Here is a 14,900-nt window from a genome sequence, read left to right on the forward strand (position 1 = left end):
GCTGGAGGAGGAGCTGGGCCGCGGTCGGCTCTTTTTCCACGACGCCACCTCACCCGTGGTTACGACGGAGAGCCTCGACCCGGAGAAGGTTTTCCCCGCCGTGCGCCACGGCCTCGGGGACGACTACCTGAACGTGGGCCTCTCGGCCGAGGCGTACGAGATTTTTTGGCAAAATCTGCTCACGCTGCCCCGAGCGCCGGTTCACGCGGTGGACCGGGAGTTGGTCGGGGACGACTTCGCGGTCTTCGAGGGTTGCCTGCCGTTGGAGGTCCTCGCCGAGCGGGGCCGGGACGCCCTGCGCTTCGGACCGCTGCGGCCCGTCGGCCTCCACCACCCGACCACCGGAGAGTCGTACCACGCCGTCATCCAGCTCCGGGCCGAGAATCGGGAGAAGACGCGGTACAGCCTCGTCGGCTGCCAGACCCGCCTGACCCCGCCGGCCCAGAGGACGCTCCTGCGCTCCCTGCCCGGCCTGGAACGGGTGGAGTTCGTCCGATACGGCCGCATGCACCGCAACGGATACCTGGACGGTCCGGCGCTGCTGGAGGCGACCCTGGAGCTTCGGGGGCGGCCCGGCGTCTTCGTCGCGGGGCAGCTCTCGGGAGCGGAGGGGTACGTCGAGGCCGTCGCCACGGGCTTACTGGCGGGAAAGAACCTCGCCCGCCGTCTGTCGGGGATGGAGCCGCTGGTCCCGCCGCGGGAGACGGTGCTGGGCGGTCTCGTGAGAACCCTGTCCGGCGCGGACCGTATCGAGGAGGACGATTCCCCCTGCCCGGTAAACGCCAACTTCGGCCTCCTGCCGCCGCTTTCGACCCGGGTGCGGGGAAAAAAAGACCGGAGGACCGCGCTGGCGCTCCGGGCCTTGGCCGCGATGCGCGCCTTCCGGTGGCGGATCGGGCCCGGCGGCTCCCCGTGAATCGGGGCTTTTTTTGGTACACTTGGCTGGAACCGCATCCGGGGAGAGACAGATGATCCGCAACGTCCTGGTCGGCACCGACGGCTCGCGCTACGCCGAGGGCGCCGCCCGTTACGGCGTTTGGGCGGCGCAGGCCGCGGGCACCAAGCTGATCGGCTGCTACGTCCTGGATATCCGCCTGCTGGACGGGCCCTTCTTCGCTCGTCTTGCGGCGATGCTGGGCTTCGCGCCGGCGACCGACTTCCGCGCCGCGGCTGAACCGGTCCTGCGCGGTCTGGGCGAGACGGCGCTGGGCTTCATCGCCGAGTTGGCCCGCAAGGCGGGGGTCTCCTACGAGGAGGTCATCACCAGCGGCCCCGTCGCCACCACCCTGGTCGAGAGGGCGCAGAGGGCCGGCCTCGTCGTCATCGGGCGCCAGGGCGACCACGCCGAGTACGAGAACGACATGCTCGGCAACGTCGCCGAGGGGGTGCTCAAGCGGGTGAACACCGCGGTCATGCTGGCTCCGGCCGATTTCGAGAAGCCGTCCCGCGTCGTGGTTTTCGTCAACGGCGAGCCCTCCGCCGAGGAGGCCCTGCGGTTCGCCGCCGACCTCTCCGGCGGGCACGGGATATTGATCATCCACGAGGGCGCGACCCGCGCCTCGGCCGAGAAGCTCCTCGCGAGCTACGACCTCCAGGCCGAATACGAAGAGCTGACCATGCCCCTCGATGAACGCATCGCCGATCTGGACCCCGGCGAGTTGGTCGTCATCGGGGCCACCGGGGGCGCGGACCACCTCATCCTAGAGCCTAGGACCCAGCGCGCCATCCGCGACGCGACCGGCCCCATCATCGTAACCGCGTGATCCACCTAATCTTCTGGCTTTTCGGCGTCATCGCTTCCTGGCCCCTCCACCCCGTCATCGGGCCCGCCGGGATGATGGTCGTCGAGGTGCCGAAGGGCTGGGAGGTGTCCTACCGGGACCGCTCTCTTTTCGCGGAACGGCTCGCCGAACGGGCCGACGGCGCCGCCGGGTTCAGCCTGACCCTCGCCCCTAAACTGGACGCCCCCCCCACCGACGGAGGACTCATCGCGTGGGGCGGGCTGGAGGGCGCGGAGCTGCTGGGCCCCTTTGTCTCCCGGGAGCTGGACGGGACCTACACCCGCACCGTGGAGTACCGGCGGGGGAAGCGGTTCGGCCTCTTCGCCGGCATATACGCCGCGCACCGGCTCTGGCTCTGGAAACTGGAGGGCCCCTGGCGGGAGCGGGACCGGCTGGCAGCCCTGGGAACGGTAGCCCTCCGGGATCTGGATTGCCGCCTGCCCCTGGTGGTTGCCCAGGAGAGCCGCGATTTCAACGGGGAGCTCGTCATCCGCGTCGGGCCGGGTTTCCGGCTCGCCCTCCCCCGGGAGTGGCGGATAACCCCCGCCGGGGCCTACGATTTTTCGGCCGAGTTCACCGATGAGGATGCGCCGGTGGCCGAAATCGGGGTCGTCGTCTCGGGAACGGCCGCCGACAACGAGAACCGCGCCCTGTTTCTGGAGAGCCTGCTCCTGGACGCCGAGAGCCACCGCCCCGGATTCCGGCTGCTCGACTCGACCGTCGGCGAGCCGCCCGGCGAGGCCGCCGGACTGGCAGCCCAGAGGCTGAACGGCATCTACTGAATGGACGGCGTCCCTTTCTGCTGGAGTTGCGTCGTTTTATTCGGCAACCGCGGGACCGACGCCATCCACGGCGAGACCGCCGAGGTGAATCACCGCTCCTTCGAGGCGCTCTTCGACCGGGTGACGGAGAGCCTGCGCGAGGGCTCGGTGCGCACCTGGTACGAGGCCCTGTGGGAGTACCTCTCCACCCATCTTCTCACCGCCTTCTTCCCCCTGTTGATCGCCGTGGCCGCCGGACTTTTCTTTGGGCTGCGCTGGCTATGGCGCTTCCTGTTGAAATATACGCGTTAGCTGCATCCGTATAAAAAAGGGGAGCCTGTCGGCCCCCCGTCAATCGGCATGCATGCGCCGGAGTCACTCGGGCGCCGACTGCGTCAGCATCAGGTGGACGACCCCGTCGTCCGTCTTCAGGAAACCCCCGGAGAGACGGCCATCGTTGACGACGACGAACACGCCCTCGCCGAAGGGCTCACCGGGGTAGGCGAAGGTCGCCAGACCGCCTAAATCCCCCAAAAACTCCTTCACCAGCTTGCCCGGTTCGGGATGGCCGGGCTCCTCATCCAGGACAGCCACCTGGGTCGAGTAGGCCACGCCCAACTCCCCGGACAGCTCGCCGAAGAGCGCCGCGTTATCGAACACGTCCAGCCCCAGCACGTACCCCCCGCCGAAAAGCAGCACGCCGCAGGCGCCGTCCTCGGCGAAACCGTTGAAAATATCCCCCAACTCCCCGAGGATGCCGCTGACCTCCGAGTCCTCGAGCACGACCCCGTAGGCCGAGGTCTCGGAGTATTGGCCCACGCTCTCTTGCACCTCGGAGACCTTGGACCAGACCGTCCCCTGGTCGGCCTGGAGGTTCACCGCGCCCCGGACCTCGTTGCTGACCACCATCTTGGCCGGGGTGAAGGCCGTCTGACCGCTGGTCCAGCGGCCGGCCTCCACGCAGTAAACGGGCAATTGACCGCGGCCCTGACCGTTCACGAGCACGTCCCGGGCGAAGACCCGGTCCTGCTTCGCCCCGCGAATCATCTGGCCGGCCAGGATAAAGAGCGGACGCTTCGTCTCCCAGACGAGCTCCACCGCGTTCACCTCCGCCGATTCGAGCTCGTTGACCTCCAGCAGGCCCTTCTCCCCGGCCTCGGCCAGGGTCAGGTACTCCTGCGTCCCGGGTTTATCCAGGTACAGGGGGAAGGCCCAGGCTCCGCCCACCCGCTCCGGAGAGCCGAGCCTGAGCTCGTCGGCCAGAACCGTGAGGGCGTCGGTGTCGAGGGGCTCCAGGGTCGCCTCGGGCTCCGCGTAGAGGTTGGATACCTGTTCCAGTTGCTGCTCGCCGACGTTCTGCAAGGGCTCGTTTTCCTGGGCGGAGAGGGACCCCAGGGCGACGAAGACGACTAAAACGACGAGAAAATGCCGTATCCGCATGACGACTCCTCGGCTGAAGGGCGATTAATCATCTACGCCGCCGCCTCGTCCCCGGTTCCTGTATGAAAAAGGGACCGGCGGCCCCCAAATCGTGGACGACCCCCGCCGACTCACCGCTATTCGGGGATGCGGCCCCGAATCCAGCCCAGCTCGGCGTCGGGGAAGGAGTGGAATTCCGGGATATAGGGGCGGATGTCCAGGATGGGGCTGCCGTCGAGCATGTCCCCTCCGGCGACGACCAGCACGCCACCCTCGCGGCGGAGCAGCCGGACGATGTCCAGACCCAGCCCCGACGGGCGTTTCGACGAACAGCAGGCGAAGGCGCCCATCTCCCGATCGTAGAGGTAGGGCTTGGCCACGAGGGAGCGCTCCCCTTCGGCGACGAGGTGGAAGTGGAAGAGGACGATGAGGTGGGAAAAACCCTCCAGGCCGTCCAGACAGGCGTCATAGGGCGGGAAAATCTCCAGGCGCGACTCGACGTCCTCGCGGAACACGCCCTGAATCGGACCCTGCGCTTCGGCGGTGTACGGGGTGCGGGCCACGCCGCAGGGCCGGACGACGACGGATGGACTATCCTCCATCCCCGGCCTCCAGAACCGCGCGGGCCCCGTCCACGAGACCGCGGGCCGTTTCCTCGTCCTGCGCCTCGGCGAAGATGCGCACGATGGGCTCGGTTCCCGAGGGCCGCAGATGGAGCCAGCGGTCCCCCCAGTCCAGCCGGAGCCCGTCCAGCTCCGAAAAAGCCGCGTCCGGATAGGCTTCCCGGAGGCGGTCGTAAACCCGCCGCAGCTCGCTTTCCACGGGCAGCGGGGCCTTCCGCTTGAGTATAACGTACACGGGGAGCTCCTCGACGAGACCCGGAATCCCCTTGCCCGACCGGGCCAGAAGCTCGATGACGAGCGCCGTGGCGACCAGGGCGTCGCGCCCCAGGTGCAGACGGGGGTAGATGACGCCGCCGTTGCCCTCCCCACCCGCGAGACAGTTCTTTTCGACGATGGTCCCGACCACGTTCACCTCGCCCACGGGGGTGCGGTGGACCTTCACCCCGAAGCGGGCGGCCACGTCGTCCAGCCCCCGACTGGTCGAAACGTTGGTCGCCAGGTCGCCCCGCTCGCCCCGGTCCAAGAGGGCCCAGCAGGCCAACTGCAGCGTCCGCTCCTCACCGATTGGCTCACCGTCGGTTCCCACCAGAGCCAGGCGGTCAACATCGGCGTCATAGGCCAGCCCCAGGTCGGCCCTCGATTCGACCACGGCCCGGGAAAGCTCGGCGAGGTTCTCGGGCACCGGCTCCGGGTCGCGGGGGAACAGCCCGTCGGTCTCGGCGCCGAGGCAGCGGAACCGCACCCCCAGTTTCTCCAGAAGGGAAGGGATGACCGTGCCGCCGGCCCCGTGGCAGCAGTCGGCCACCACGTTCAGATCGGCTTTTTTTATCCGTTTCAGGTCCACGAGCTTGACCACCTCGTCCACGTGGCGGGCGACGAGGTCTTTTCTCTCGGAGACGGACCCGATTCGGTCGTGGGACACCCAGCCGTACTCCCCGTCGGAGTGGCTTTTCTTCAGCCCTGCGAGCTCCTCGGGCGAGATGAAGGTTCCCCTCGCGCCGACGAATTTCAGGCCGTTCCAGGCGGCGGGGTTGTGGCTGGCGGTGATGATAATCCCGCCGGCCGCCCGCAGCCATTCCACGGCGAGCTGCACGGTGGGCGTGGGACAGACGCCCAGGTCCACCACCTCCCGACCGCAGCCGGTCAAGGCGGCGATGACCGCCCATCGGAGCGCCGGTCCCGAGGTTCGGCTGTCGCGACCGAGGACCACCGGACCCGCCGGTATAATCCCCGAGAAGGCGGCACTGAGCTCGAGAGCCAGCTTGGGATCCAGGCCGTCGCCCACTATCCCCCGCGCCCCGGATACGGAAAACCGGAAAAACAATAGACCTCCAACGAGTCCCAGGGGGTATTAAAAAGAGTATAGGCGCCGGCTTCCGGGTTGTCAACGAGCGCCGTTTAGGCTAAAATGAAGTGTGCGCACCGCGAAAAGAAAAACCGCCCCCGGGCGGGATGCCAATCGGAGGACCATTGACCGAGAAAATCACCAAGGACATGATCATCGAGGACGTCGTCCGGAAGTACCCGAACACCATCCCCGTCTTCATGGCCCACGGCCTGCACTGCATCGGCTGCCACATCGCCAACTACGAGACCATCGAGCAGGGCGCCCTGGGCCACGGCTTGGACGACGTCTCGGACCTCATCAAGGACCTGAACGAGACCGTCGCGAACGCGGACGGCAACTGAGCATGGCGGAAAAAATCACCCGGGACATGACGCTGGCCGAGTTGATCGGCCGATCCCCGCGGCTGGCCGAGGCGATCAAGCGGATAACCGGGTCCGACTGCGCCGGTTGTCCCGCCGCCGGGGACGAAACCGTGGAGCTCTACGCCATCCTCCACGGGCTCGATCCGGAAGACCTTTTACGCGAGCTGAACGCCGTCGAGCCGTAGGGTTTTGCCCACCGCGAGCCCCCGCCGCAACCCGGCGGGAGCTTTGGTTTGGCGATCCCGCTACTTCAGAGACGACGCACCCGGAGTCACCGTCGGTAATAACTAAAAAGATACTCTTCAATATCGGAAATTTGAAAAAAACCACGCCCTACCCTTGACATACGCCAATTTCAGGCTATTATTAGAGTGGAGTATCTGCCAAATCTCTCGAAATCGGAGGCCTTGAGATGAGAAGAGGATTGCTCGCATTCGGCATCCTCGCCCTGGCGCTGGCGGCTCTGGCGGAGGTCCACGAGATCAGCATCGGCGACAATTTCTTCAATCCCGATATCGTCACCATCTCACCCGGAGACCGCGTCCGCTGGATCAACGACGGTACATACACGCACCGAACAAAATCCCTGGAAGGGTTGTGGGACTCGGGATTCATGAATCCCGGGGAGACGTACACCCGCACATTCAACAGCGGCGGCTCCTTCGAATACAACGATCCACAATACCCTAACGCCACCGGGACCATCATCGTCTATTCCATCGGTGTGGAACCGACCAGTTGGGGCCGAATCCTCAGCCTGTACCGCTAGCGTCACCAAGGGAGAACGGCCGCCACATCAATCGAACGTTTATAAAAAACGCCCAGAGGGGCCTTTTTTATTTCAGCTTCGAGACGGCCCGGGCCGATGATACCCACGAGCCCTAAAAAACGCCCCGGGGGCGTTTTTAAACTTGATGTGCCGCTTTTGGAACTGCGACCCGACCTCTTCGCCGACCCTACTGGCTGGTGAAGCTAAAGAGGACTATCAGGCCCACGGTGACGGCGGTCACGATAATCGGCTCCAGAATCGGCGTCTCCACCTCCACGGGCGGCGTGGGGCCGATGTCGGCGTAGCGGGTGTCTATCAGCTCCTCGGCGGCCGCGGTGGACACGACGTCCTCGGCGGCACCGGAGACGTCGCCGGCCCAGGCGTATCCCTCGCCCGAGGGGCTGGGGATGCGGAAATGAACCACCGCCACGGCCTGACGTTTCACGCCCGATCCGGCCCGGGTGTAAATGACCCGGCACTCGATCAGCCGGTACTCCAGGGTGCCCGGCTTGGCCACGCTGGGAGTGGAATCTCCGGTCGGGGAGGAAGGGGACGAGGAGGGGGTGAAGGAGGTGGATTCCACTGGATCCTGCGCCCCGGGGATGTTGCCGGCCCCGCCCGCTCCGGACACCACGCTCTCCTTCTCCTCATGTGCCTCCCGCAGCGCCGCGTCCGCCTCGCTCTCCCCCTCGGGCGCGGCCAAGGCCCCGACGAAATAACCCCGTCGGGTCAAGACGCTGATTATTTCCTCTTCCAACCGCTCGTGCAGGGCGGTCTTGTCCCCCTTGGAAACGTCGTTGATCCCCTGGATTAGGCCGGGCATCATCTCCGGTCTGCGGGCCAGGGTTTCCACGACGTCGGTCAGGGCCATAATCTTCAACTGGCCGTCGGTGGGGGTGTCGCCGTGGACGTTGATGGGCAAGTCCGTGCAGGCGACGATCAAGAGGAGAACGAAAGGTACGGCATGGATGAGGGAGCGGTTCATGGACTGGTCTCCCTTTTTCGGGTCACTCCGCTGGATTTTACGGTTAAGGACGAGGGACTGTCAAGCCCGCGGTTTGTAGGATCGGTCGCGGGTACGTTTATTCGTCCCGCGGTTCGGAATTTTCAATCCTCGAGGAGCGCCACGGCCTCGATCTCGATGACGGCCCCCTTGGGGAGGGCCCCGACCTGGACCGCCGAGCGCGCCGGGGGATCCCCTTTAAAAAACCCGGCGTACAGGGCGTTCATCCTGGAAAAAAGCCCCAGGTCGGTCATGAAGACGGTGAGCTTGACCGCCCGGTCGAGGGAGCTTCCGGCGGCGCGCAGAACCGCGTCCAGGTTCATCAGGACGCGCCGGGTGGCCGCCTCGATGTCGCCCTGCTCGAGCTCGCCCGTGGAAGGGTTGAGAGGAATCTGGCCCGCCGTGAAGACGAAACCGCCGGCGACGACCGCCTGGCTGTAAGGGCCCACCGCTTTCGGGGCATCGTCGGTGGCCACGGTGCGGCGCTGCATCGAAACCTCCTGCGTTTTATACGTCGGGGGACGGCTCGGGATTCCCTTTCTCGCCGGGAACTTCGGTGGGCTCCGCCTGCTTCTGGGCGCTCTCGTGGTAGTCCCGCGCGGCCCTCAGGCGCACGCCGTGGATTAAAAGGGCGTCGAAGAGGGGGTTGAACCGGGTGGGCAGGGTGCCGAGGACTATCTTCGCCCGACGCGCCAGCTCCCGGGGGAGGGTCCCGGCGTCGGAGGCCTCCAGCTCGGCCAGGGCCCGTTCCAGATTCTCCAGGTACTCCTTGGCCTGGAAGGCGCGGGCGGCCTCCGTCGCCACCTGGCGCACCAGACCGGCGGCGGCCGCCTCGAGCTCCTCACGCTTGGCCCGGTTGTCCAGGGCGGCCCGCATCAGCTCCACCGCCTGGCCGGAGATAACGTCCAGTGTCCGCTCCACCACGTCATCGTCGGGAACGAGCCCCTCGAACCGTTCGGCGGCGAGGGTCGTCAGCCGGGTCGTCTCGCAGACCTTGACCGTAACCTCCTCGGGCTTTACCCCGAGGCTCTCCGCCAGGCTCCCGAGGTCAATTGACTCCGTCTCCCAATCCTGGGTCAGCACCTCGCAGAACGCCTCGCCCTGGGGAAGGTCCGGATCGAGCACCTGCCCCACGAAGCCCATCACGTTGCGCTGGAAAACGTAATCACCGTAGTTGAGCCAGAACAGGTGGTGCAGGATGGGAATACCCCGGGGCTTGGCTTCGGGGTTGGTCAACAGGTTGAGCATGATGAGGTTCATCCAGGCCAACCGGTCTTCGTTCCGGCCGACCAGGTTCACCTCTGCGGAGAGGGCGATGACGGTGAGCCCCATCCGCGCCTGGTCGTCCACGATTTCGTCCAGGCAGGTCCCGATGTATTCGGCCATCGCCTCCTCTTTGCCCCCCACGGGCGGCTTCTTCGAGGCGATGTAGTCGGCGATGACCCGTGGGTCGAGGCGGACGTTGGACCACTCGGGGGCCTTGACGAGCTCGGCCACGGAGGCGCCGAAGCCGTCCCGGTCGTCGAGCAGACTCTTCTCGCCGTCGGGGTCTCGTTTCTGCAGGACTTTTAGCGCCTGCTGCGCGTTGGTGCGCAGCCTGGCGAAATCGTGGCGGCGGAAGGCCACCCCTTCCCGCTGCGTGCGGAAAGCCGGTCGTTTGACTTTACGCTGTTTGCTCAAGGGCAATCCACCTCGGATAAAAAAAGAAGCGGCTGGACGCGCCGTTCACCATCCCCGCCGCGACGTTCAGAGCTGCAGCCAGTTGCCCGCTTCGTCGAGATAGTACATCCCCGGGGTGAGTTTCTCCCGATAATACCGGGCGAAGATGCTCTCCACCTCGGCCCGGGGATCGGGTAAACGGGCCAGCTCCGGCGTGGTGACCGCCAGCCGGTCGTACACGAGGCCCCGGTTGTTGTTCTCGCTACCGACAATCTCCTCGGCGTAGGGGTCCCCCTCGCCGGCGGGGGTCACCGCCAGATAGCCACCCGCGGTCTCCCCGACGAGCCCGGCCGCCTTCAGGCGGGTCATCTCATCGGCGGTGTAGAGCGTGTCCAGGAGCGCGGTCAGGGCGGCGGCCTTCTCCGGGTCCAGCTCGCCCTCGGGGATCATTGGCTCGTAACCGTAGATGGGCTCTCCGGTCGCCCGGACGTTGGAGACCATCCACACGTCCTCCCCCAACTCGGCGTAGCTGCCCAGAACCTGGTTTTCAAGCATCGTCTTGGCGTCCACCAGCTCGACGTTGAACTGAGCCTGCACGCAGCCCAGGGAGCCGAGCAGGCAGAACGCGAGAAGCGGAATCAGAGTTTTTACGGCGGCGCCCATTTTCACGGCGGATGGTATCCCCGTTAAACCGTTGTGTCAAGGGAGCCCGCGGGCTAGAACGTCACGACGAAGCTCAGGAGGTGGTAAATCTGGTCGGAGGTTTGGTTCTTCAGAAAAGTGTAGTTGAGGATGTAGTTGCTCTGGGCCAGGTTCGTCTGGATGCCGCCGGCGGCGCCCATACTGCCGTCGCCCACCCCCAGCCCGAAACTCCAGAGGTGCTCCTCCTCGCCCGTGTAGGCGTAACCGGCCCGGAAGGTCACGTGTGGCAGAAGACGCTGATCCAGCCCGACTCTGATTTCGCGGAAGGCCTCGGCCCGGTTGTTGACCAGGTTGCGCACGTCCAGGGAGAAGACGACGTCGGGATAGGGAAACCACGCGGCCCCTACGTTGATAGTCTCGTCGCCCAGACCCTCCAGGTTGGCCCGGCAGCCGGGGAGATTATCGGGGAGGTCCACGTAGGTGGCGGCCACGTAGGCCCGGGGGGCGAACTCCCAGGTGGCGCCCACGGTGAAGCCGTAACCGCTCCTGCGCTCCCAGTCTACGACTTCATCGAGAGCCCCGCTCCCACGCACCACCGGGTACTCGCGGGAGTAGTAGCTCCCGCTCACGGCCAGCGTGACCCCCTCGGGGAAGTGGTACCCCGCCCCCAATGTGTTGGTGCGATCGGCCCAGAGACCCTTGACGTGGAAAAAGTGGGGGTCGTCGAAGGTCGCCGGATCGGCGAGGCTCTCCTCCCAGAGGTTGCAGAAGGCGTAGAAGCCGCCGACGGAGTAGCTGAGCGCCTTGGCGCCCACCAAGGTGGAGAGGGCGAGGGTGGCGAAATCGGAGCCCGGAGGACCGCCGAGATCCACGTCCTGCATCCGGGCCTCCTCGCCGAAGCCGCGGGTGAGCCAGTAGAGGGTGAGCCCCATATTTAAAACACCGCCGAACCCCTCCCCATGGACGAAGCCGGCCGGGTTGTAGAGCGCCGCCTCGAACTCGCAGGGTACGGCCAGAAAGGCGCCGCCCATCGCCAGGGGGCGGCAATTCAAATTGGACAGGGTGCGGTAGTAGACCTCCGCCGCCCCGGAGGAGACGGAGAGGAGCGCCAGAAGCACCAGGAGGGTCGCGAAAAATCTCACGGTGGTGATTATACGGCGCAGAGCAACCCAAGACAATAGACTACAATCCGGCCCTTGATTCCGGTGGCGGAGCCGGGTATCCTTGGTGCGTGAATCTCACCCGTTGGCACAGTGTTTTGGGAAAAGAGCCGCCCGCCGTGACCCTCATCGCCGGTCCGGAGGCTGGTCTGCGTAGGAGGGCCCTGGCCGCGTTGCGCGACGCCCTGGGCGCAGGGGCCGACCTGGAGCGGTACGGCACCGACGTGACGCCCGGCGAGCTCGCCGACGCCGTCCAGACGCTGCCCCTTTTCGGCGCCGCCCGCCTCGCCGTCGTCGAGGGGGACGCCCTCCCGGCGGAGCTTACGGATACGGTGCTCAAACTTCTCCCCGGAATCAGACCGCCCAACCACCTGGCGGTGGTGCTGGAACGGCTGGACCGGCGCTCCCGCCTATCGAAGGAGTTGCAGGACTCCACCGTCGAGTGCGAGCCGTTGAAAGAGGCCGACCTGCGCAAGGCCGCCCTCCACTTCCTCGACGAGCGCGGGGTCAAGGCCACCCCCCAGGCGCTGGAGCGAATACTGGCCGTCGCCGGGGGCCTGGACGCCCTGGAAAATACCTGCGAGAGCCTGTCCCTGCTCGTGGAGAAGGGGGGCACCCTCACCGGGGAGCAGGTAACCCAGGCGGTCGGCACGGCGCCGGGTTTCGATCCCTTCAAGCTGTGCGACCTCGCCACCGCGGGTCGGGAGTCGGAGGCCTGCCTCATGGCCGCCCGGTCCCTGTCCGACCCGGCCGAGATGCCCCGCCTCGTCGGCCTCCTGGCACGGCACTACCGGATTCTACAACTCATCCGGTTCCACTCGCGGCGCGACCTTAGAGCAGACGAACTGGCGCGGCTCGCGGGGGTGAGCCCCTACTTCCTCGACGGCTACCGGCGGGCGGCCGGACGGCACACGCCCCGGGAGCTTTGGGAGGCGCAGTCGGCGCTCCTGAACTTCGACACGGCGGTGAAACGCGGTCTGCCGGCCATCGAGACGGCCTTCCTCGAGCTGATCCACGCCCTGGCCTCGAAGGGGCGCGGCGGCTGGCCCGATTTTTTAGGTGAGCTACCCGGGGCGTGACCCTCAGTCCTCCAGGTCCCGGACGTACCAGCCCGCGTTCGTGCGCACCACGGTGAAGCGCCAGACCCGCGACGACTCCCCCCGGTGGACCCGCGCCGTCACCTCCCGGCTCTCCAGCACGTCCCCCTCGACCGGGCGCTCCGCGCCCACGGTGACATCGCCCCAATTGGTGATTCCCGCGCCGTCGAGGTTTTTAAGTTTCTCGGCCAGCCCGGCGCCCACCTCACCCACCCCTGGCGGGTAGAGCATCTTCCGGAGCTTCTCCCCCTGATCCAGTTTCGCGGCGAGGAGAAAACCCTCCACCGCCGTGGACGGGTCGCCGGCGGGGAGCCCCAGGGGCTCGGTGACGTCGGGGGTCTCGGCGGCCGTGGACCGAGGGTCCTGCGTGTACTCCTCCTGGGGCGCCGGCTTGCCCCCGCAGGAGGCCAAGAACGCGAGAGAGAGAGCGGCAACGAGCGGAACCCTTCTCATGAACCCTCCCGGTGGTTCGAACAGGGCTACGGTAACACAGGGTGAACCCGACGGCCAAGCGGCAAAACCTGGATAACCGCGGGCTCTTGCCGCTATAATGTGTGGCGGAAAGGCGGGTGAACCATGCCCAGAGGGCTCTTCGCAACCATATTCTGCCTGCTGGCGACGGTCGGCGCCACGGCCTTCACCGGGGAGGCGGAGGCGGAGGATCTCATGCTGGAGCTCGTCAACGCCGCCCGCGCCGAGGAGGGCGTGGCCCCCCTCGTCATGGACCCGGCCTTCACCCAGATCGCCCGGCAGCACTCCTGGGAGATGATCACCCTAAACTACTTCGGCCACGAATCGCCGGTTCCGGGGAGCGAGACTGTCCCCCAGCGCGTGGCCAACGCGGGGCTGACGGAGGTCTGGATCGGGGAGAACATCGGGGCCGATTACCGCAGCGGGCCCTACGACTGGGCGGCCCTCACCCGGTCCACCTTCGAGGGCCTGATGGATTCGCCGCCACACCGGGCCAACATCCTCGACCCCGATTTCAACCGGGTGGGCATCGGGATCGTGCATAGCACCCGAGGGGACCTTGGGGGAATCCACGTCACCCAGGTGTTCACCTCGAAGCGCATCGAGCTGAACCCGATATCCATCGTCTCCGACGGCGCCTTCTACAACGTGAAGCTCTCCGGCTGGCTCCTGGCCGACGGCTGGGCCGGCTGCTTCATCCGCGGTTCTATCCAGAATTTTACACCTATAACCCCCGAGCCCGACGGTTTCTTTGCCACGGTAATCAAGCTCCGGCGGGAGACGGGAACCTACACGCTCAAGCTTGGAATCGGCTCCGAGGAGTTCGGCTCGAAGGACATCTTCAACCAGTTCGACGTGGACACGGACCGGCCGGTGGAGCGGGCGCTCTTCATCGACGGCATCCCGTAGAGAGACCGGGCGTCGGTCGGTCACCGTGTACGGAAAAGGCGGGTCGGAACCCAACAAGACAAGGGGATTCAAGCCCCTTGCCTAACTTCGTCGTCGCGGACACACGGACACAAGGCGCTATTCGAGGTAGATGCTCACGTCGGTGACCTCGCCGGTCTCGAAAGTCCACCTGGTGCACCTCGACGGTGTTCCCCGTCACCGTAGGTCGCACCTCGCTCTTCGGCAAGCCGTCGACGATGCGGATGATCTCGAAAGAAATTGAAGTCCACCGATTTGCCGTTCACGTCAATCCGCTTGGGCACGAACAACTTCGATTTTCGGCAGACCGATGGGCAGGCGGATGTCCACGTTGGTCTTGTCCCCCCGGCGGACCTTGACCGGAACTTGTTCCACCCCTCAACGGCGAGGGCATCCCCGACGAGGAGCCGGTCCGCCTCCTCGCCACAGAGAGCCCGACCACCCTATCCAGCACCTCGTAGGGGCGACCCTCTGTGGTCGCCCGCGGGCGGGGACAGAGCCCCGCCCCTACACCCGTGAAATCACGTCAACAAACCCTACTCATCGTCGCTTGCCCCTTGCCTTTCAAGTCGGTTGGTTATTCGAGATAAATTTCCACGTCGGTGATCTCGCCGGTCTCGTCGTCCTCCTGGTGCACCTCGACGATGTTGCCCTCGACCTCGGACTCGACGAGGGCGATGATCTGGTCCAGGTCAACGCCCTGCGGCTTGCCGTTGACTAGGATGTCCTTGGGGATGAACATCTTGGCCAGCCGAGCCAGGGTGAGCGGCAGTCGCACGTTGACGTTGGTCTTGTCGCCCTGGTGGACCTTGATGATCAGGAACTTGTTGTCGGCCCGGGCGGTCCGGGGGGATTCCTCGTCGGCCCCGGCGGCGGCG

At 66.2% G+C, this 14,900-nt stretch carries 19 protein-coding genes; 9 read left to right on the forward strand and 10 right to left on the reverse strand.

Annotated features, from left to right (window positions below; genetic code table 11):
• The 4 genes from trmFO to NTW26_03490 all read left to right on the forward strand — a co-directional run.
• Positions 1–916 (forward strand): methylenetetrahydrofolate--tRNA-(uracil(54)-C(5))-methyltransferase (FADH(2)-oxidizing) TrmFO (gene trmFO, locus NTW26_03475; protein ID MCX7021334.1); only part of this gene is annotated, 916 nt, incomplete at its 5' end.
• A gap of 52 nt (positions 917–968) precedes the next feature.
• Positions 969–1,763 (forward strand): universal stress protein, encoded by a 795-nt coding sequence (locus NTW26_03480; protein ID MCX7021335.1) that lies wholly within the window; start codon positions 969–971, stop codon positions 1,761–1,763.
• The gene (locus NTW26_03485) at positions 1,760–2,563 is read left to right on the forward strand and encodes a hypothetical protein (protein ID MCX7021336.1); all 804 of its coding nucleotides are present in this window, start codon (positions 1,760–1,762) and stop codon (positions 2,561–2,563) included. Before NTW26_03480 ends, NTW26_03485 begins: the two co-directional genes overlap by 4 nt.
• Positions 2,564–2,854: a hypothetical protein gene (locus tag NTW26_03490; GenBank protein ID MCX7021337.1), complete on the forward strand. Its 291-nt coding sequence runs from the start codon at positions 2,564–2,566 to the stop codon at positions 2,852–2,854.
• 63 nt (positions 2,855–2,917) lie between these two features.
• Here the strand turns inward: NTW26_03490 and NTW26_03495 are convergent, their stop codons facing one another.
• The 3 genes from NTW26_03495 to glmM all read right to left on the reverse strand — a co-directional run bounded on the left by NTW26_03495 (position 2,918) and on the right by glmM (position 5,908).
• Positions 2,918–3,982, reverse strand: a complete 1,065-nt coding sequence (locus NTW26_03495; protein MCX7021338.1) for a hypothetical protein — start codon at positions 3,980–3,982, stop codon at positions 2,918–2,920.
• A 116-nt stretch (positions 3,983–4,098) separates the two neighbouring features.
• Positions 4,099–4,563 carry a tRNA (N6-threonylcarbamoyladenosine(37)-N6)-methyltransferase TrmO gene (gene tsaA / locus NTW26_03500; GenBank protein ID MCX7021339.1) on the reverse strand — a complete coding sequence of 155 codons (465 nt, stop codon included), beginning with the start codon at positions 4,561–4,563 and terminating at the stop codon, positions 4,099–4,101.
• Complete coding sequence (gene glmM / locus NTW26_03505; GenBank protein ID MCX7021340.1) at positions 4,553–5,908, reverse strand: phosphoglucosamine mutase; 1,356 nt, start codon at positions 5,906–5,908, stop codon at positions 4,553–4,555. Before glmM ends, tsaA begins: the two co-directional genes overlap by 11 nt.
• A gap of 128 nt (positions 5,909–6,036) precedes the next feature.
• On the opposite strand from glmM, the gene NTW26_03510 reads away from it, so the two are divergent.
• The 3 genes from NTW26_03510 to NTW26_03520 all read left to right on the forward strand — a co-directional run bounded on the left by NTW26_03510 (position 6,037) and on the right by NTW26_03520 (position 7,063).
• On the forward strand, positions 6,037–6,273 hold the full coding sequence (locus NTW26_03510) for a DUF1858 domain-containing protein (protein MCX7021341.1): 237 nt from the start codon (positions 6,037–6,039) through the stop codon (positions 6,271–6,273).
• A 2-nt stretch (positions 6,274–6,275) separates the two neighbouring features.
• On the forward strand, positions 6,276–6,479 hold the full coding sequence (locus tag NTW26_03515; GenBank protein MCX7021342.1) for a DUF1858 domain-containing protein: 204 nt from the start codon (positions 6,276–6,278) through the stop codon (positions 6,477–6,479).
• A gap of 227 nt (positions 6,480–6,706) precedes the next feature.
• Positions 6,707–7,063 (forward strand): cupredoxin domain-containing protein, encoded by a 357-nt coding sequence (locus NTW26_03520; GenBank protein ID MCX7021343.1) that lies wholly within the window; start codon positions 6,707–6,709, stop codon positions 7,061–7,063.
• Positions 7,064–7,250: 187 nt separating this feature from the next.
• On the opposite strand, the gene NTW26_03525 is transcribed toward NTW26_03520, so the two are convergent.
• The 5 genes from NTW26_03525 to NTW26_03545 all read right to left on the reverse strand — a co-directional run bounded on the left by NTW26_03525 (position 7,251) and on the right by NTW26_03545 (position 11,509).
• Positions 7,251–8,048, reverse strand: coding sequence for a hypothetical protein (locus NTW26_03525; GenBank protein ID MCX7021344.1), 798 nt, complete (start codon positions 8,046–8,048; stop codon positions 7,251–7,253).
• A gap of 122 nt (positions 8,049–8,170) precedes the next feature.
• Positions 8,171–8,557 (reverse strand): RidA family protein, encoded by a 387-nt coding sequence (locus NTW26_03530; protein ID MCX7021345.1) that lies wholly within the window; start codon positions 8,555–8,557, stop codon positions 8,171–8,173.
• Between the two features lie 16 nt (positions 8,558–8,573).
• A complete protein-coding gene (locus tag NTW26_03535) occupies positions 8,574–9,746 on the reverse strand; it encodes a hypothetical protein (GenBank protein MCX7021346.1) in 1,173 nt (390 codons plus the stop codon).
• 66 nt (positions 9,747–9,812) lie between these two features.
• Positions 9,813–10,388 carry a DUF1318 domain-containing protein gene (locus NTW26_03540; protein MCX7021347.1) on the reverse strand — a complete coding sequence of 192 codons (576 nt, stop codon included), beginning with the start codon at positions 10,386–10,388 and terminating at the stop codon, positions 9,813–9,815.
• 53 nt (positions 10,389–10,441) lie between these two features.
• The gene (locus tag NTW26_03545) at positions 10,442–11,509 is read right to left on the reverse strand and encodes a hypothetical protein (GenBank protein ID MCX7021348.1); all 1,068 of its coding nucleotides are present in this window, start codon (positions 11,507–11,509) and stop codon (positions 10,442–10,444) included.
• Positions 11,510–11,598: 89 nt separating this feature from the next.
• Here NTW26_03545 and holA point away from each other — a divergent pair, with 89 nt between their 5' ends.
• The gene (gene holA / locus NTW26_03550; GenBank protein ID MCX7021349.1) at positions 11,599–12,606 is read left to right on the forward strand and encodes a DNA polymerase III subunit delta; all 1,008 of its coding nucleotides are present in this window, start codon (positions 11,599–11,601) and stop codon (positions 12,604–12,606) included.
• Between the two features lie 3 nt (positions 12,607–12,609).
• Here the strand turns inward: holA and NTW26_03555 are convergent, their stop codons facing one another.
• On the reverse strand, positions 12,610–13,077 hold the full coding sequence (locus tag NTW26_03555; protein MCX7021350.1) for a hypothetical protein: 468 nt from the start codon (positions 13,075–13,077) through the stop codon (positions 12,610–12,612).
• Positions 13,078–13,200: 123 nt separating this feature from the next.
• On the opposite strand from NTW26_03555, the gene NTW26_03560 reads away from it, so the two are divergent.
• Complete coding sequence (locus NTW26_03560; protein MCX7021351.1) at positions 13,201–14,004, forward strand: CAP domain-containing protein; 804 nt, start codon at positions 13,201–13,203, stop codon at positions 14,002–14,004.
• A 595-nt stretch (positions 14,005–14,599) separates the two neighbouring features.
• Here NTW26_03560 and NTW26_03565 read toward each other — a convergent pair.
• A partial coding sequence (locus NTW26_03565; protein ID MCX7021352.1) for a hypothetical protein occupies positions 14,600–14,900 on the reverse strand: 301 nt, incomplete at its 5' end.

The sequence above is a fragment of the bacterium genome (assembly GCA_026398675.1).
Classification (GTDB): Bacteria; RBG-13-66-14; RBG-13-66-14; order RBG-13-66-14; family RBG-13-66-14; genus RBG-13-66-14.